The organism is Erwinia aphidicola (assembly GCF_014773485.1).
Classification (GTDB): domain Bacteria; phylum Pseudomonadota; class Gammaproteobacteria; order Enterobacterales; family Enterobacteriaceae; genus Erwinia; species Erwinia aphidicola.
Map to the genome: position 1 here is coordinate 307,004 of NZ_JACXBP010000003.1, position 16,250 is coordinate 323,253.

Here is a 16,250-nt window from a genome sequence, read left to right on the forward strand (position 1 = left end):
AGAATCAGGCTATTCGCTCAGTCCGCACTGCGCTGGTGCAATTGCGCCGACTGCAGGCGACGGTTGAGACAGGCGAGCACGGGGGCAAATTTCTCCGCCATCTGCTGCTCCTCGACGCAGGCATAACCCAACAACAGCCCGCGCCGCGTGGTACCCAGCAGGTAATAGGCCGAGAGCGGGCGGGTCAGCACGCCGTTTTGCTCCAGCTCGGCGCTGAGCGCCACATCGTCAATATTATCGGGCAGGGAGAGGATCAGGTGCAGCCCGGCATTGCTCTGCTGAGCGATAAAACTCTCCCCCAGGCTCTCCTTGATGACCCGCACCAGCTCCGCGCGGCGGCGGCTGTAGAGCTGGCGCATCTTGCGCACGTGCGCCGCGTAATGCCCCTCGCGAATGAACTCCGCCAGCGTCAACTGCACCAGCCCATTGCCACCGCGATACAGTTCGGAGTGAGCCATCTTCATGCGCGCCGCCAGCGCTTTCGGCACCACCATGTAGCTCAGGCGCAGCCCGGGGTAGAGCGTTTTGCTGAAGGTACCGAGATAAATTACCGGTGCATCCGGTGCCAGCCCCTGCAAGGCCGGGATCGGCGACTCGGCAAAGCGAAACTCACCGTCGTAATCATCCTCCACCACCCAGCTGCCCGCGCTTTGCGCCAGCGCCAGCAGCTGGTGCCGCCGCTGCAGGCTCATCACCGAACCGAGCGGATACTGGTGCGAAGGCGTGACGCAGATCAGGCGCGGCGGGCGCAGCTCCGCGCTAAGGTCCGGCAGCGTCATGCCCTGCTCATCCACCGCCGTCGGCAGCAGGTCGATACCGTTGACCGCCAGCACGTTGCGGATCCCCCAATAGCCCGGCTCCTCAATCCACGCGCGGTCGCCCGGGTCGCAGAGCATTTTCGCCAGCAGGTCCAGCGCCTGGTGCGTTCCGGCAGTGATCAGAATCTGCTCCGGCGTGCAGTTGACCGAGCGGATTACCCGCAGATAGTCGGCTAACGCCTGCTGCAACTCTAGGCAGCCGCCGTGGCTGGAGTAGCTCAGCGCCTCCACCGGCATACGGCGGCTAAGCCGCAGGTGGATCTTGCGCCAGATGTCGTGCGGCATATGGCTGACATCCGGCACTCCGGGCATAAACGCCCCCCACTGATGCGGCCCGGCCCCGCTGCGCGTCAGCAGCCGTGAACCACGGCTGGAGAAGCGCACAAAGTTAAATGGCTTGCCGGCGCTGACCGGTAATTCATCGGTTTCCGGCACCGCTTCCGGCAGTGAGTCGCTGACGAAGGTACCACTTCCGGTGCGCGTCTGCAGATAGCCCTCGGACTGCAGCTGCTCGTAGGCTGCCAGCACGGTATTACGTGAGACCGACAGCTCGCGCGCCAGGTCGCGCGTGGCGGGCAGGCGGCTGCCGGTGGCAATGGATCCATCCTGAATCGCACACTGCAGCACGTCGTACAAACGTTTGCCCAGCGCCCCATTAGGGTTCCGGGCTAAGCGGTGTGCAAGCAGGTCTCCGAGTAACGTTCGCAAAATTGGTTCCTTGAAATAAAAAAAACTGGATCTGGTTTATAAACCCCCGAAAAAGCTACAAAACAGGGAGAGCTGAGAATGTGTGAAGTTTATACCTAAAATTTGACGAGGTAACACCATGAGTCACAGTGAAGTACAACAGCGCCGTCTGAATGCCACCCCGCGCGGTGTCGGTGTGATGTGTGATTTCTTCGCCGCTAAGGCCGAAAATGCCACGCTGTGGGACCATCAGGGCCGCGAATATATCGACTTCACCGCCGGGATAGCAGTGCTCAACACCGGCCACCGGCACCCAAAAGTGATGGCCGCCGTCAGCCAACAGCTCGAGTGCTTCACCCATACCGCGTACCAGGTGATCCCCTACGAGAACTACATCGCTCTGGCCGAACAGCTTAATGCCCGGGTTCCTGTCAGCGGTCCGTGCAAAACCACCTTCTTCTCCAGCGGTGCCGAAGCGGTAGAAAATGCGGTGAAAATTGCCCGCGCTGCCACCGGTCGCCCTGGCGTTATTGCTTTCACCGGTGCATTCCATGGCCGCACGCTGATGACCATGGGCCTGACCGGTAAAGTCACGCCGTACAAAACCGGCTTCGGTCCCTTCCCCGGCTCCGTATTCCACGCCCGCTATCCGAACGCGCTGCACGGCTACAGCGTGGATGATGCGCTGGAGAGCCTGGAAACGCTGTTCAAATGTGATATCAGCCCGCAGCAGGTCGCGGCAATCATTTATGAGCCAATTCAGGGCGAAGGGGGTTTTAACATCGCCCCCGCCGAGTTTGTCAGCGCCCTGCGTAAGCTGTGTGACCAGCACGGCATCCTGCTGATTGCCGATGAGATCCAGAGCGGTTTTGCCCGCACCGGCAAGCTGTTTGCCAGTGAATACTATGAGGTAAAACCCGATCTGATGACCATGGCGAAAAGCCTCGGCGGCGGTCTGCCTATCTCTGCCGTCTCCGGCCGCGCTGCGGTGATGGATGCGCCAGAACCCGGTGGTCTGGGCGGCACTTACGCCGGTAATCCGCTAGCGGTGGCGGCCTCGCTGGCGGTGTTAGAGGTGATCGAAGAAGAGCAGCTGTGCGCCCGCGCGCTGCGCCTCGGCGCTGAGCTGGTCGAAACGCTGAATAGCAGCAACAACCCGGCGCTGGTCGAAGTCCGCGCGCGCGGTTCCATGGTGGCCGCCGAATTTAACGACCCTGCCACCGGTAAACCGTCCGCAGAGATTGCGCGCAGCATCCAGCAGCGTGCGCTCGAGCAGGGCCTGATCCTGCTGACCTGCGGCGTGCACGGCAACGTCATCCGCTTCCTCTACCCGCTGACGATCCCAGACGCACAGTTCAAAAGCGCGCTCGCACTGCTCTCTACTTTATTACGTGGCTGACCGATTGCGCCCGGCCACAGGGAAGTGGCATTGAAACTGCATATAAAACATTAATAATCAGGAGTTTGGCATGGTAAAGACATTAGCTGCACTGATTCTCGCGACGTTCACACTCCAGGCGCAGGCGGAAAGCCTGACGGTGATTTCGTTCGGCGGCACCAATAAAGATGCACAGGACAAAGCCTTCTATAAACCGTTTACCGCCGCAGGCAAAGGCACCCTCGAAGCGGGTGAATATAACGGCGAAATGGCGCGTATTCGTGCGATGGTCGAAACAGGTCAGATCGGCTGGGATGTGGTTGAGCTGGAAACCCCGGAACTGCAGCGCGGCTGTGAAGAGGGTCTGTTTGAGACGCTGGACTGGAATAAGCTGGGCAAGAAGTCGGACTTTATCCCTGCTGCGGTGACCGAGTGCGGCGCGGGCATTTTCGTCTGGTCAACCGTGCTGACCTATGACGCCGACAAGCTGAAAAAAGGGCCAGCCAGCTGGGCAGATTTCTGGAACGTGAAGGCGTTCCCGGGCAAACGTGCCCTGCGTAAGAGCGCGAAATATACCCTGGAAATTGCGCTGATGGCCGACGGCGTGAAGCGGGAAGAGGTGTATAAAGTGCTGGCCACTCCGGCTGGCGTTGAGCGCGCCTTCAAGAAACTGGACCAGCTGAAGCCAAATATTCAGTGGTGGGAATCCGGCGCGCAGCCGCTGCAGTGGCTGGTATCCGGCGACGTGGTGATGAGCTCCGCCTATAACGGCCGCATCGGCGCCGCGCAGGATGAAGGCCACAACTTCAGGATCGTCTGGGACAACGCGCTGTATGACCTCGACAACTGGGCGATCGTTAAAGGGTCGAAGCACAAGGCGCTGGCGGAGCAGTTTATTGCCTTTGCCAACCAGCCTGAAAACCAGAAGGTGTTTGCCGAGAACATTCCTTACGGCCCTACCAACCTGAATACCAGCAAACTGCTGGATTCGGCGCGGCTGAGCAAACTGCCGACGGCACCGGAAAACCTTGCCGTTTCCATGCAGATCAACAGCGAATTCTGGCTCGAGCACGGTGAAGACCTGGAGCAGCGTTTTAACGCCTGGGCGGCAAAATAATACCCTGCGGGCGGACCGCAACAAAAAGTCCGCCCCTACTGTAGGGGCGACACCCCGTTGCCAGATATCTTTCAGGAGACAGCAATGAGTCATACCGTAATGGAAACCCCCACCCCTTCGGCCCCAGCCGGGGTGTCGCTAACCCAGCGCCTGCGTCAGGTCGACGGTACTAAAACCCGCCGCTCCCTGCTGCTGATTGCGCCGCTGCTGATTTTCGTGGTGCTCTGTTTCCTGTTTCCAATTGCCTCCATCCTGAGCAAAAGCGTTGAGAATCCGGAATTCCACGACGCTCTCCCGCAGACTTCCCGTGCGCTTGAGCAGTGGTCGGGGAAAAACCTGCCGGATGAAGCGCTGTACGCCACGCTGGGCAAGGAGCTGATCGCCGCACGTGAAAGCGGGCAGATTGCTGCCGTGGCTAAACGCCTGAGCTATGAAAACGCGGCTTTCCGCCGCCTGATCGTCACCGCGCCACGGCAGGTGCCGGAATCGGGCATGGGGGTTAAAGACGCGCTGATTGCCAAACAGCCTTTGTGGGGCGAGCTCTCCACCTGGCAAACGCTCAAGCGCGTCTCCAGCCCGGTGACCAGCTATTACCTGCTGTCGGTATTTGACCGTAAAATTGATGTGCAAAGCGGTGAAGTTAAGGCCCTGCCCGCCGACCAGGCGCTGTATGTCAATGTGCTGCTGCGCACGCTGTGGATGGCAACCGTGGTAACGCTGCTGTGCGTGGGCATTGGCTATCCGCTGGCTTACTGGCTGGCAAAACAGCCATCAAACCGCGCCAACCTGCTGATGATTCTGGTACTGCTACCGTTCTGGACCTCGCTGATTGTCCGCACCGCCAGCTGGATCGTGCTGCTACAGTCCGGCGGATTGATCAACCGGGCGCTGATGGCGGTCGGCATCATCGATCATCCGCTCACGCTGGTGTTTAACCGCGTCGGGGTGTTCATCTCCATGACCCACATCCTGCTGCCATTTATTGTGCTGCCGCTGTACGCGGTGATGAAGGGGATTTCACCAAGCTACGTGCGTGCTGCGGTATCGCTTGGGGCTCATCCGTTTCTTGCCTTCTGGCGCGTCTATGTGCCGCAGACCTGGGCCGGGATTGCTGCCGGAGCGCTGCTGGTGTTTATGATGGCGATTGGCTACTACGTGACCCCTGCCCTGCTGGGCGGCCCGGATGACCAGATGGTCAGCTATTTCGTCGCCTTCTTTACTAACAGCACCATGAACTGGGGCATGGCCGCCGCACTCGGCAGCCAGCTGCTGATCATTGTCATGCTGCTGTACATCGTATATATCCGCGTCACCCGCACCTCTGCCGAAGCGGCAGCTCACTAAGGAGATGATGATGAGACAACAGGGAACCCTGATCCTGCGCTTATGGAAAGGCCTGTTCAATTTCTACAGCGCTGCCGTACTGCTGTTTTTAATTGTGCCGGTGCTGGTGATAGTGCCGCTCTCGTTTAATGCCAGTTCATTTCTCAGCTACCCGCTGAGCGGCTTTTCGCTGCGCTGGTATCAGACCTTCTTTCATTCGCAGGAGTGGCTGAGCGCGTTGGGCAACAGCCTGATTATTGCCCCCCTGGCCACCCTGCTGGCGACGGTGCTGGGCGTGCTGGCGTCGATGGGGCTGGTGCGCGGTGAGTTTCGCGGCAAAGGACTGGTGATGGCGATTATCATTTCGCCGATGGTTGCGCCGGTGGTGATCATCGCCGTGGGAATGTTCTTCTTCTTCGCCAGGCTGTCGCTGCTCAACAGTTATCTCGGTCTGGTTCTGGCCCATGCGCTGCTGGGGGTGCCCTTTGTGGTGATCACCGTGGTGGCGGTGCTGAAGAGCTACGATACTAACCTGTCACGCGCGGCGGCCAGCCTGGGCGCATCGCCGTTCCTGACATTCCGCAAGGTAACGCTGCCGCTGATTGCCCCCGGAGTGTTTTCCGGTGCGCTATTTGCCTTTGCTGCCTCGTTCGATGAAGTGGTGGTCACGCTATTCCTTGCCAGCCCCGGCCAGCGCACGCTGCCGATCCAGATGTTTGCCGGGATCCGGGAAAACCTTGATCCCACCATCGCTGCCGCGGCCAGCCTGATGATTGGCGCATCACTGATCCTGTTAATCGTGATGGAAATTTTACGCCGCCGTGGGGAAAAAATGCGTCAGCCCGCGCAGGCCTGAACAATAGGTTGTATTAAACAGTACCGGGGTAATTCAAATACGCTCTCGCAAACAGGTATTTGAATTACCCTTTAATGCTTATTGATTAAACGCTAAACATTAAAAATGTTCCGCATTCGCTAGTCTGCTTTTGCAGTAATTCCAATAAATTTATTTTCTGGTGGAAATCACTTCTCGTGACTAACCTTACTTCGAACGCATCAGGACTTGCGTTTACTTGAATAACTGTCAAAGCAAGGTTCAATTAGCAACCAGAGATTAATCAAAGGAATAATGTTATGAGCGAAAACTTTACTCAACCGGTTTATCGTGAAAATTACACTGGCGTACCATTAAAACGTATTTCATGGAGCGCTGTTTTTGCCGGCGTTATTTTGTCGATTGTCATCTATCTGCTGCTTTCGATATTAGGCACCGCTATTGGTACAACCACTATCGACCCGCTGAAGGAGCAAAATCCACTGGATGGATTGGGTAAAGGCGCGCTGATTTGGAGCGGGCTGAGCATGCTGATTTCCATAGCGGTTGGCGCCTTCGTCAGCGGCAGACTGGCACAGCGTGAAGGCGCGCTGCACGGTATTTTGATGTGGGCAGTTAACACGCTGATCTGCGTCTGGCTTGTGGTCTCTGTACTGAGTTCAGCAGTGAGCGGCACCGCAAGCGTGATCGGTTCCGGTTTTAATTTGATGGGACAAGGTATTTCTGCCGTCGCCCCGTCGGTGACCCAGGCAGCCAAAGATAAACTGAAAGAGAGCAATATCGATCTGGGTAATGTTCAGAACGAGCTGGAAAAAACGCTGCGTCAAACCGGCAAGCCGGAGTTGCAGCCTGAGAATCTTAAAAACGATGCCCAGGGCGAAGCGAATAATGCGCAAAATCAGGCGCAGGATACCGCAAATCATCCGCAAACCGCGGACAGTGATTTAAGCAACTGGTTTAAAGGTGTGGTTGAACGTAATCAGGCTACCCTGCAGGCCGCCGACGTTGATGCGCTGAAAAATATTATTAAAGCGCGTACCGGGAAAAGCGATCAGGAAGTCGACCAAATGGTCGCTCAGGTACAGAAAAGCTATGAGCAGGCTTATCAAAAGTATCAGCAGCTGAAAGCAGAAGCCGAGCAGAAAGCGCGTGAGGCAGCCGAGAAGGCGGCCGCGGCGACGGCAAAAGCCAGCTGGTATCTGTTACTGATCCTGCTGGTGCAAGCGGTTATCGCGGGCGTGGTAGGTAAAATTGGCCGTAATACTCAGCCGGAAACTAAAGTGCTGAATTAATCGCAATTGCTGCCAGTTAATGAACAGGGATGCACAGTGATGTGCATCCCTTTTTATTAGAGAGTGCCTGACTCGTTGTTACGCGTCAGCCACAGCGACAGCGCTTTCAGCGAATCGTTGGTGAATTCGTCACAGCGGGCGGTAATCTCTTCCGGCGTCATCCAGAAAATCTCATCCACTTCCTCTTCCTGCATGGCGAACGGGCCATGAGAAACGCAGCTGAACAGCCCGCCCCATACGCGGCAGTGCTCATCCTCGTAGTAGAAATGGCCGTGCTCGGCAAACGGCACCGCCGCGATGCCCAGCTCCTCTTCCGCTTCACGGCGCGCGGAGGCCAGCATCTCCTCACCGCTCTGCACCACGCCACCGGCCGTGGCATCTAACATGCCCGGCATAAAGTCTTTAATTTCTGTGCGGCGCTGTACCAGAATTTTACCCCTGCCATCGTGAACCACGATGTAGGTTGCGCGATGGCGCAAACACTGCGCTCGCATCTGCGCACGGCTGGATTGTGCAATAACCTCGTTATCTTCGTTAACGATATCCACCCACTCCGTGCCCTGATCTTGCTCCACCATCCGTAACCCTTTTATTGTTCTGGCGCCTGGCGCTCAGTTGAATCAAACGTTTTTACGCGCCTTCGCGCTGCGCTTAAATTAATGTTTAACGCCGTATGACGCAATCATCAATTTGTGCTCATCCCGCACTCTGCTGTTTTTGACGACTCGGCAAGCCACAGCTGCACCGAAGCACGCTGCCACTGGAAATGGGCGTAGTCAGCCAGCCGCTGCGGCAGCGGGTCATCATGCAGAGCCAGGCGGTTCAGCATCACGGCCAGATCGGTGTCGGCAATCGACCACTCGCCAAACAGATTCTGCTGGCCTTCCGGCAACATGCGATCGGCAGCAGCGATAAGCCTGGCGGCTGACTGCTGCGCCGCTTCATCCAGCGCGGCAAAACGCTTGCCGGCAAACAGCACCTCGGTCGGACGCTGCTGGCGAATGGGCATAAAGTCGCTGCGCAGCCACGCCTGGATTTCACGCGCTTTGGCGCGCTTTTCAATGTCACGCGGATAAAGGCGCTCATATTCCGGTGCCGGAAAACGGTCTTCCAGATACTCAGTAATTGCTGAAGACTCAGAGAGCTGGAAACCGTCTACCGCAAGGGTGGGAACGCGGCGGGTGAGCGACACTTCGCCATAGGCTGGCTGCTGATGCTCCTGGCTGGCAAGGTCGACACGCTTCAGCGTAAAAGGAATGCCTTTTTCACTGAGGGCAACGTAAACCGACATTACATAGGGGCTGAAGAAATTGGCATCTGACCATAAAACGAGAGTGGGAATACTCATCCGGACGTCCTCTGACGTTCATCAACTTGAACCTCCTGTTTAGCTGTTTTTTAGCCTAAAGGCAATCACCTGAACAGCTTCCTGCTGGTTTTCAGAAACGCTTACCATCGCGGCCTGACGCGGCATCGCTCACACGCAAACTCGCTAACTTCACCTATGCTAAACACAGGATGTGGATACCCATCACTTTGAAGGAAAACAACATGCATATATTGATCACTGGCGGCACCGGGCTGATTGGCCGACCGCTGACGGCACGCCTGCTGCAGGCCGGTCACCAGGTTAGCGTGGTGACGCGCGATGTCGCCGCCGCCCGCCACCTGCTGGGCGAACAGGTTAATCTGTGGTCGGGGCTGGACCAGCAGCGCGATCTGAACGGTATTGATGCGGTGATTAACCTGGCCGGGGAGCCGATTGCTGATAAGCGCTGGAATGAGGCACAAAAGCGCCAGCTGTGCGACAGCCGCTGGCTGCTGACAGAACGTCTGGTCGCGCTGATTCAAGCCAGCAGCGAGCCGCCTGCCCTGCTCATTTCCGGTTCCGCCACTGGCTTCTATGGTGATGCCGGCGAAGTAGTGCTGACCGAGGACGATCCGGGCCATAACGAGTTCACCCACCGGCTTTGTGCAGGCTGGGAGCAGCGGGCACTGCGCGCGGAAAGCGAACGCACCCGCGTCTGCCTGCTGCGCACCGGCGTGGTGCTGGCAAAACAGGGCGGTGCGCTGGCAAAAATGAAGCTGCCGTTTAAGCTGGGCATTGGCGGGCCGCTCGGTAACGGTAAGCAGTATATGCCGTGGATCCATCTGGAAGACGCCCTGAACGGCATCATCTGGCTGCTGGAACATCCGCAGCTCAGCGGGCCGTTTAACCTGGTGGCACCTTATGCGGTTCGCAACGAGCAGTTCGCCGCCGCGCTCGGCCATGCCCTGCATCGTCCGGCGTTTATGCGCACGCCTGCCGCCGCCATCAAGCTGATGATGGGCGAATCGGCGGTGCTGGTATTAGGCGGGCAGCATGTTATCCCGCAGCGGCTGGAAGCCTCGGGATTCAGTTTTAAATGGTATGAGTTAGATAAAGCGTTAGCGGATGTGGTGTAAACAACTGCGTAGGGGCCAGGCATGCCTGGCCCTACCGAATATTACTTTAACGCGCCAGACAAAAACTGCTGGAGGCGGCCGCTCTTCGGGTTGTTAAACAACTCTTCAGGCGCGCCCTCCTCCTCGATTTTCCCCTGATGCAGGAAAATCACATGGCTGGAAACGTGGCGGGCGAACTCCATCTCGTGAGTCACCACCACCATGGTTTTGCCCTCTTCCGCCAGTTTCTGCATGATGCGCAACACTTCGCCCACCAGTTCAGGATCCAGCGCGGAGGTCGGTTCATCAAACAGCAGCACTTCTGGCTCCATTGCCAGCGCACGCGCGATGGAAACGCGCTGCTGCTGACCGCCGGAGAGATGCACCGGATATTTCGCCCGCGCCCGCTCATCAATCCCCACCTTATCCAGATAGCGAATGGCGCGCTCACGCGCTTCACTCTTGCTCAGGCCCAGCACCTGGATCGGGGCTTCCATCACGTTCTCCAGCACTGTCATATGGCTCCAGAGATTAAAGTGCTGGAATACCATCGTCAGGCGGGTTCGCAGCATGCGCAGCTGCTCTTTGTTGGAGACTTTCAGCTGGCCGTCGGTATCGCGCACCAGGTTAATGCTCTCATTGTTAACAGAAATTGTGCCTTCACTCGGCTTTTCAAGGAAGTTGATGCAGCGCAGGAAGGTACTTTTCCCGGAACCGGACGAGCCGATAATGCTGATCACATCGCCCGCGTTCGCCTGCAGAGAGACGCCCTTCAGCACTTCATGCTCACCGTAACGCTTGTGCAGTTCGGTGACGTTTAATTTATTCTCAGCCATAGTGTCACTCAATGTGAAGATGAAGGTTTAACGTGCGCCAGCCAGCGTTTTTCCGCTTTACGGAACAGACTAATCAACACATAGGAAATAATCAGATACAGCACCGCAGCAATACCGAACGCGACAAACGGCTGGTAGGTTGCGGAGTTAATGTCGCGCGCCACCTTGAGCAGGTCCGGCACCGTGGCGGTAAACGCCAACGCCGTCGAGTGCAGCATCAGAATCACTTCGTTGCTGTAAGCCGGTAGCGCGGTGCGCAGCGCCGCAGGCATGATAATGCAGCGGTACAGCTTGAAGGTGGAGAAACCGTAAGCGCGTGCGGCCTCAATCTCACCGTGCGGCACCGAGCGGATCGCCCCGGCAAAAATCTCGGTGGTATAGGCACAGGTATTCAGCGTCAGCGCCAGCAGCGTACAGTTGAGCCCGCTGCGGAAGAAGGCATTCAGCAGCTCGGTGCCTTTCACAATCTCCAGCGTGTACATGCCGGAATAAAACACCAGCAGCTGCACATACAGCGGGGTACCGCGAAACACATAGGTAAACAGCCACACCGGGAAACGGATCGCTTTAATTGGCGAAACGCGGGCAATGGACAACAGCACGGCCAGACAGCCACCCAGCACCACGGAGATCACCAGCAGCCACAGCGTGATCGCCACGCCGGAAAAGCGATAACCGTCGGTCCACAGCAGGGCTTTCCAGTATTCCTGAATAATTTCGATCATAAGTCAGCCCTTTTCACGCCTACCGTATAACGTCGTTCCAGCCACCACAGCACGCCGTTGGAGAGCGTGGTAAAAATCAGATAGATCACGCCCGCGACCACGGCGAAGTAGAACGGCTGCCAGGTCGATTTCCCGGCCAGCTGCGTGGCCTTCACAACATCTTCCAGCCCCAGCAGCGACACCAGCGCGGTGGCCTTCAGGATAACCTGCCAGTTGTTGCCAATGCCCGGCAGCGCGTAGCGCATCATGCCTGGGAAAAGGATGCGGCGGAAGGTCTGGGATGAGGTAAAACCAAAGGCGGTCGCCGCTTCAATCTGCCCTTTCGGTACGGCCATATAGGCCCCGCGGAAGGTCTCAGTGAAGTAAGCTCCGTAGATAAAGCCGAGGGTGATGATCCCGGCAACCATCGGGTCAATGTCGAACTGCGACAGACCCAGGAAATCGGTAACCTGGTTAAGAATAATTTGCAGACCGTAAAAGATCAGCAGCATCAGAACCAAATCAGGCACGCCACGGATCAGCGTAGTGTAGCCTTCAAATACAGCCACCAGTGGGCGACTGCTAGAAAGTTTGGCCCCGGCGCCAATTAAACCCAGTACAACGGCAACCACCAGAGAGCTGACTGCCAGCTCGAGGGTGACCATAGCACCTTTAAAAATGACTTCAGAGTAGCCATACAGCATAAGCAATATCCTGTCGTTCTACCGTCATACTTCAAGCCGCAGATGCGTTGTCTGCTGCTCGAGCTATTCAGGCATATATCATCATTTTGCGGGCAGTAGCCCCACCGTGCCAGACGGTGGGGCCTGCAGACAGGTTTTTACTTAACCGCCGTACACATCAAAATCGAAATATTTTTTCGCTAATTTGTCGTAGGTGCCATCTTTACGCATTTCGTCGAATGCTTTATCGATAGCGGCTTTCAGCGCGGGGTCATCTTTACGCATGCCCATACCGGTACCGACGCCGAAGATCTTCTCATCTTTTACCGCCGGGCCGGCAAACGCATATTCCTTACCGGCTGGCTGCTTGAGGAAGCCTTCGCTGGCGGCAACTTCATCCTGGAAAGCGGCATCGATGCGGCCCGCGGTCAGATCCTGATACACCAGGTCCTGGTTCGCGTACGGGGTCACAGTAATGCCTTTAGGACGCCAGTTGTCGTTGGCGTAGGTTTCCTGCGTAGTGCCCTGCAGCAGCCCGATGGTTTTACCTTTCAGCGACTCCAGCGTTGGCTGAATTTTCGACCCTTTAGGCGCGATCAGACGTGAGTTTGCCGCGTACAGTTTTTCTGAGAAGGCGATCTCCTGCTGACGCTTTTCGGTAATCGACAGAGAAGAGATGATCGCGTCAATTTTTTTCGCTTTCAGCGAAGGGATCAGCGCATCAAAATCACTTTCCACGAAAGTACATTTGGTTTCCATGCGCTTACAGATTTCGTTGGCCAGATCGATATCAAAGCCTACCAGCTGCCCCTGCGCATTCTTCATTTCGAACGGTGCATAGGTCGGGTCGGTGCCGATACGCAGCGTTTTTGGGCCAGCTGCAAATGCGCTGCCCGCAGCCAGTGTTGCCATCAACAGGGAGAGAACCAGGACCTGCTTTTTCATAAATTACCCTCGAGTTTCAGTATTATTATGTGGTTCGTGATGTGTCTGCGCGGTACGTTGAAAACAGCTTCACCCCTTACTGATAGCAGATTCCGTGCCACATTTTGTGGCAAGGCCCTGTTTATATTACGCAAGGTAAAAGCACCGCGATTACTCAGTTTGCAGGAAAATGTATAGCAGGTTTGTGAGCGGCAGGAAGCAACTATGTTTCATATTGGTGCACAACTTGCACGAAAAGCGATTCAGCACCAACATTTGCACTTAATCAGTGCAGCCCATTGGCGCTATGCACCTTGCCAGCGCGTAAACAGATCGTTGTCCAACTCGATATCAAACTGGTCGAGTACGCGGTTTACCGTCTGGTCAACGATGTCCATCACGCTCTGCGGACGATGATAAAAAGCCGGCACCGGCGGCATAATAATCGCCCCCAGTTCAGCGGCCGTGGTCATCATGCGCAAATGGCCGAGATGCAGCGGGGTCTCGCGCACGCACAGCACCAGACGGCGACGCTCTTTCAGCACCACATCCGCCGCGCGCGTTAGCAGGCCGTCGCTATAGCTGTGAACGATCCCGGAAAGGGTTTTCATTGAGCACGGCAGAATAGCCATGCCGTCGGTTTTGTATGAGCCGGAAGAGATACTGGCGGCGATATCACGCACGTCATGCACCACATCGGCCAGCGCCTGAACCTCGCGCACGGTGTAATCACTCTCCAGCGCCAGCGTCTGACGCGCGGCCTGGCTCATTATCAGATGGGTCTCTACCCCGCTCACCTGCTGCAAAATTTGCAGCGTGCGGATGCCATAAATCACCCCGCTGGCGCCAGAGATACCAATAATGAGTCGCTTCATAAAAATCCTTAAAAAAAATGGGCCGGAATCACTTCCGGCCCATCTTAGCGTATTTACCCGGGCTTAGCCTTCGTTATGCATTTCCAGGTTCTCAACTTCGTTCTGACGCTGCATCGCCTTCGCATCGTCATTACGCAGCGACTGCAGATACTCCAGGTATTGCTGATCGACGTCTTTGGTCACGTAGATACCGTCAAATACCGAGCATTCAAACTGGGCAATATCGGGGTTCTCTTCACGCACCGCTTCGATCAGGTCGCTCAGATCCTGGAAGATCAGCGCATCAGCACCAATCAGCTGGCGGATCTCTTCCACTTCACGTCCGTGAGCAATCAGCTCAGTGGCGCTCGGCATATCGATACCGTAAACGTTCGGGAAGCGAATTTCCGGGGCCGCAGAGGCGAGGTAAACTTTTTTCGCCCCGGCTTCACGCGCCATCTCGATGATCTGCTCACAGGTGGTGCCGCGCACGATGGAGTCATCCACCAGCAGCACGTTTTTACCGCGGAACTCAGCACGGTTAGCGTTCAGCTTGCGGCGAACCGCACTGCGGCGCAGGTGCTGGCCAGGCATGATAAAGGTACGGCCTACGTAGCGGTTTTTCACAAAACCCTGACGGTAGGGCTTATCGAGAATACGCGCCATCTCCAGCGCGATATCGCAGGAGGTTTCCGGAATGGGGATAACCACATCGATGTCGAGATCTTCCCACTCGCGGGCGATTTTCGCCCCCAGCTTGGTACCCATGCGCACGCGGGCGCTGTACACGGAGATCTTATCAAGGAAAGAGTCCGGGCGCGCAAAGTAGACATACTCGAACAGGCACGGATTGTATTTCGGGTTCTCCGCGCACTGGCGGGTGAACAGCTGACCTTTTTCGGTGACGTACACCGCTTCGCCAGGTGCCACATCGCGCAGGAACTCAAAGCCTAAAGTATCCAGCGCCACGCTTTCGGAAGCGACCATATACTCGGTGCGGCCGTCGGCCATGCCGCGTTTACCGATAACCAGCGGGCGGATGCCGTTCGGGTCACGGAATGCCACCAGGCCATGACCAATGATCATCGCCACACAGGCATAAGCCCCGCGCACCTTCTGGTGAACGGCAGCAATGGCGGAGAAGATGTTTTCGGCTTCCAGCGGGTAGTGCTGAAAGCGGTCCACTTCCTGCGCAAAGATGTTCAGCAGGATTTCGGAATCCGACGTGGTATTCACATGACGGCGGCCACTTTCGAACAGCGCCTTGCGCAGCTCGTGGGCGTTGGTCAGGTTGCCGTTGTGGGCAAGGGTAATACCGTAAGGGGAGTTCACATAGAAAGGCTGGGCTTCAGAAGCACTGGAGCTTCCTGCCGTTGGGTAGCGCACGTGGCCGATACCCATATTGCCCTGCATACGCTGCATGTGGCGGGCTTCAAATACATCGCTGACCAGGCCGTTTGCTTTACGCAGACGGAAGCAATTCAATGCATCAATGGTAACGATGCCGGCGGCATCCTGCCCACGGTGCTGAAGCACCGTTAACGCATCATAAATCGACTGGTTGACCGGCATGAATCCGGCGATCCCGACAATACCGCACATAGTGACATTTCCTCATAAGCCGCAACCCCAGTGCGATTACTGGGGCAAAAAACTCGACGTGCTTTTCAGGTAATCAAAAAACCACCTGATGATGTAACTGAACTGGGGAATAAGCTGAGACTGCTGCCAGTCCGGGCTTTTGGAAAAACCGGTGAAAGTATCAAGGAAGAACAGCATCGCTGAAACAATCAGCACACCACGTAATGCCCCGAAACAGACTCCCAGTACTCTGTCGGTACCCGACAGGCCGGTTTTTTCAACCAGCGACCCGATCACATAGTTGACGATTGCCCCGACAATCAGCGTGGCAATAAACAACACCGCAATGGCGATTCCATTTCGAACCAGTTCGTCTTCAAATCCTGTAAACCAGACGGCAAGGAAGGAGTAGTAATGACTGGCGACAAAAAATGCGCAACCCCAGGTGACGAGAGAAAGAGCTTCCCGAACAAACCCACGGATCAGGCTGACAAGAGCCGAAAAACCAACAACCGCAATAATGACGTAATCTATCCAGACCATGAACTCTTCCAGTGACAATGCCCCTGAATCCAGCCATCCAGCTCGTTCGGGGCGAATTCTAACAGAAAAAGAAAACGTTTGCGTAGGGTTTTCCCACGTCGATTTAAATAATCGCCGACGTGGAAAAAATCTACAGACGGGCCACGATTTCGGCCGTCAGCACGCCGCAACGCAATACCTTGATTTGCCAGTATCATCACGTAGTACGCCCGGAACGACAGTGCTGCCGTTCCGGGCGTGAGACGATAAAA

General features: G+C 56.4%; 16 protein-coding genes. 6 read left to right on the plus strand and 10 right to left on the minus strand.

From position 1 onward, the window contains the following. Window positions 1-17: 17 nt before the first annotated feature. On the minus strand, window positions 18-1,526 hold the full coding sequence (gene pdxR, locus ID864_RS08655; protein ID WP_048915438.1) for a MocR-like pyridoxine biosynthesis transcription factor PdxR: 1,509 nt from the start codon (window positions 1,524-1,526) through the stop codon (window positions 18-20). Window positions 1,527-1,644: 118 nt separating this feature from the next. On the opposite strand from pdxR, the gene ID864_RS08660 reads away from it, so the two are divergent. The 5 genes from ID864_RS08660 (at window position 1,645) to ID864_RS08680 (ending at window position 7,450) form a co-directional block, all read left to right on the plus strand. Then, entirely contained in the window at window positions 1,645-2,904 is a 1,260-nt protein-coding gene (locus tag ID864_RS08660) for a 4-aminobutyrate--2-oxoglutarate transaminase (RefSeq protein ID WP_048915437.1), read from the plus strand. Between the two features lie 70 nt (window positions 2,905-2,974). Then, complete coding sequence (locus tag ID864_RS08665) at window positions 2,975-4,000, plus strand: ABC transporter substrate-binding protein (protein ID WP_048915436.1); 1,026 nt, start codon at window positions 2,975-2,977, stop codon at window positions 3,998-4,000. 84 nt (window positions 4,001-4,084) lie between these two features. Beyond that, entirely contained in the window at window positions 4,085-5,344 is a 1,260-nt protein-coding gene (locus ID864_RS08670; RefSeq protein WP_099754972.1) for an ABC transporter permease, read from the plus strand. Between the two features lie 10 nt (window positions 5,345-5,354). Then, a complete protein-coding gene (locus tag ID864_RS08675; protein WP_048915434.1) occupies window positions 5,355-6,179 on the plus strand; it encodes an ABC transporter permease in 825 nt (274 codons plus the stop codon). Window positions 6,180-6,457: 278 nt separating this feature from the next. Next, window positions 6,458-7,450 carry a TIGR04086 family membrane protein gene (locus ID864_RS08680; protein WP_048915433.1) on the plus strand — a complete coding sequence of 331 codons (993 nt, stop codon included), beginning with the start codon at window positions 6,458-6,460 and terminating at the stop codon, window positions 7,448-7,450. Between the two features lie 56 nt (window positions 7,451-7,506). On the opposite strand, the gene yfcD is transcribed toward ID864_RS08680, so the two are convergent. Continuing rightward, window positions 7,507-8,028 carry an NUDIX hydrolase YfcD gene (gene yfcD / locus ID864_RS08685; protein ID WP_048915432.1) on the minus strand — a complete coding sequence of 174 codons (522 nt, stop codon included), beginning with the start codon at window positions 8,026-8,028 and terminating at the stop codon, window positions 7,507-7,509. Window positions 8,029-8,135: 107 nt separating this feature from the next. Then, window positions 8,136-8,798 carry a glutathione transferase gene (gene yfcF, locus ID864_RS08690; RefSeq protein WP_191149722.1) on the minus strand — a complete coding sequence of 221 codons (663 nt, stop codon included), beginning with the start codon at window positions 8,796-8,798 and terminating at the stop codon, window positions 8,136-8,138. 203 nt (window positions 8,799-9,001) lie between these two features. Here yfcF and ID864_RS08695 point away from each other — a divergent pair, with 203 nt between their 5' ends. Beyond that, window positions 9,002-9,895 (plus strand): TIGR01777 family oxidoreductase, encoded by an 894-nt coding sequence (locus ID864_RS08695; RefSeq protein ID WP_048915430.1) that lies wholly within the window; start codon window positions 9,002-9,004, stop codon window positions 9,893-9,895. Between the two features lie 41 nt (window positions 9,896-9,936). Here ID864_RS08695 and hisP read toward each other — a convergent pair whose 3' ends face one another. From hisP to cvpA, 7 genes are all read right to left on the minus strand, one after another. Next, window positions 9,937-10,710 (minus strand): histidine ABC transporter ATP-binding protein HisP, encoded by a 774-nt coding sequence (hisP, locus tag ID864_RS08700; RefSeq protein WP_048915429.1) that lies wholly within the window; start codon window positions 10,708-10,710, stop codon window positions 9,937-9,939. 8 nt (window positions 10,711-10,718) lie between these two features. Beyond that, window positions 10,719-11,435 carry an ABC transporter permease gene (locus ID864_RS08705; protein ID WP_048915428.1) on the minus strand — a complete coding sequence of 239 codons (717 nt, stop codon included), beginning with the start codon at window positions 11,433-11,435 and terminating at the stop codon, window positions 10,719-10,721. Then, entirely contained in the window at window positions 11,432-12,118 is a 687-nt protein-coding gene (locus ID864_RS08710; RefSeq protein WP_048915427.1) for a histidine ABC transporter permease HisQ, read from the minus strand. The genes ID864_RS08705 and ID864_RS08710 overlap by 4 nt, the downstream gene beginning before the upstream one ends. Window positions 12,119-12,259: 141 nt before the next feature. Then, window positions 12,260-13,042, minus strand: coding sequence for a lysine/arginine/ornithine ABC transporter substrate-binding protein ArgT (gene argT / locus ID864_RS08715; RefSeq protein WP_048915426.1), 783 nt, complete (start codon window positions 13,040-13,042; stop codon window positions 12,260-12,262). A gap of 284 nt (window positions 13,043-13,326) precedes the next feature. Beyond that, window positions 13,327-13,896 carry a UbiX family flavin prenyltransferase gene (locus ID864_RS08720; protein WP_048915425.1) on the minus strand — a complete coding sequence of 190 codons (570 nt, stop codon included), beginning with the start codon at window positions 13,894-13,896 and terminating at the stop codon, window positions 13,327-13,329. Window positions 13,897-13,959: 63 nt separating this feature from the next. Beyond that, entirely contained in the window at window positions 13,960-15,477 is a 1,518-nt protein-coding gene (purF, locus tag ID864_RS08725) for an amidophosphoribosyltransferase (protein ID WP_048915424.1), read from the minus strand. Window positions 15,478-15,513: 36 nt separating this feature from the next. Further along, entirely contained in the window at window positions 15,514-15,999 is a 486-nt protein-coding gene (gene cvpA, locus ID864_RS08730) for a colicin V production protein (protein WP_048915423.1), read from the minus strand. Window positions 16,000-16,250 lie beyond the last annotated feature (251 nt).

Excerpts from the sequence above, each read along its gene's own strand:
- ID864_RS08660 (WP_048915437.1), top strand. The coding sequence starts at position 1,645 with ATGAGTCACAGTGAAGTACAACAGCGCCGTCTGAATGCCACCCCGCGC.
- ID864_RS08665 (WP_048915436.1), top strand. The coding sequence starts at position 2,975 with ATGGTAAAGACATTAGCTGCACTGATTCTCGCGACGTTCACACTCCAG.
- ID864_RS08670 (WP_099754972.1), top strand. The coding sequence starts at position 4,085 with ATGAGTCATACCGTAATGGAAACCCCCACCCCTTCGGCCCCAGCCGGG.
- ID864_RS08675 (WP_048915434.1), top strand. The coding sequence starts at position 5,355 with ATGAGACAACAGGGAACCCTGATCCTGCGCTTATGGAAAGGCCTGTTC.
- ID864_RS08680 (WP_048915433.1), top strand. The coding sequence starts at position 6,458 with ATGAGCGAAAACTTTACTCAACCGGTTTATCGTGAAAATTACACTGGC.
- yfcD (WP_048915432.1), bottom strand. The coding sequence starts at position 8,028 with ATGGTGGAGCAAGATCAGGGCACGGAGTGGGTGGATATCGTTAACGAA.
- yfcF (WP_191149722.1), bottom strand. The coding sequence starts at position 8,798 with ATGAGTATTCCCACTCTCGTTTTATGGTCAGATGCCAATTTCTTCAGC.
- ID864_RS08695 (WP_048915430.1), top strand. The coding sequence starts at position 9,002 with ATGCATATATTGATCACTGGCGGCACCGGGCTGATTGGCCGACCGCTG.
- hisP (WP_048915429.1), bottom strand. The coding sequence starts at position 10,710 with ATGGCTGAGAATAAATTAAACGTCACCGAACTGCACAAGCGTTACGGT.
- ID864_RS08705 (WP_048915428.1), bottom strand. The coding sequence starts at position 11,435 with ATGATCGAAATTATTCAGGAATACTGGAAAGCCCTGCTGTGGACCGAC.
- ID864_RS08710 (WP_048915427.1), bottom strand. The coding sequence starts at position 12,118 with ATGCTGTATGGCTACTCTGAAGTCATTTTTAAAGGTGCTATGGTCACC.
- argT (WP_048915426.1), bottom strand. The coding sequence starts at position 13,042 with ATGAAAAAGCAGGTCCTGGTTCTCTCCCTGTTGATGGCAACACTGGCT.
- ID864_RS08720 (WP_048915425.1), bottom strand. The coding sequence starts at position 13,896 with ATGAAGCGACTCATTATTGGTATCTCTGGCGCCAGCGGGGTGATTTAT.
- purF (WP_048915424.1), bottom strand. The coding sequence starts at position 15,477 with ATGTGCGGTATTGTCGGGATCGCCGGATTCATGCCGGTCAACCAGTCG.
- cvpA (WP_048915423.1), bottom strand. The coding sequence starts at position 15,999 with ATGGTCTGGATAGATTACGTCATTATTGCGGTTGTTGGTTTTTCGGCT.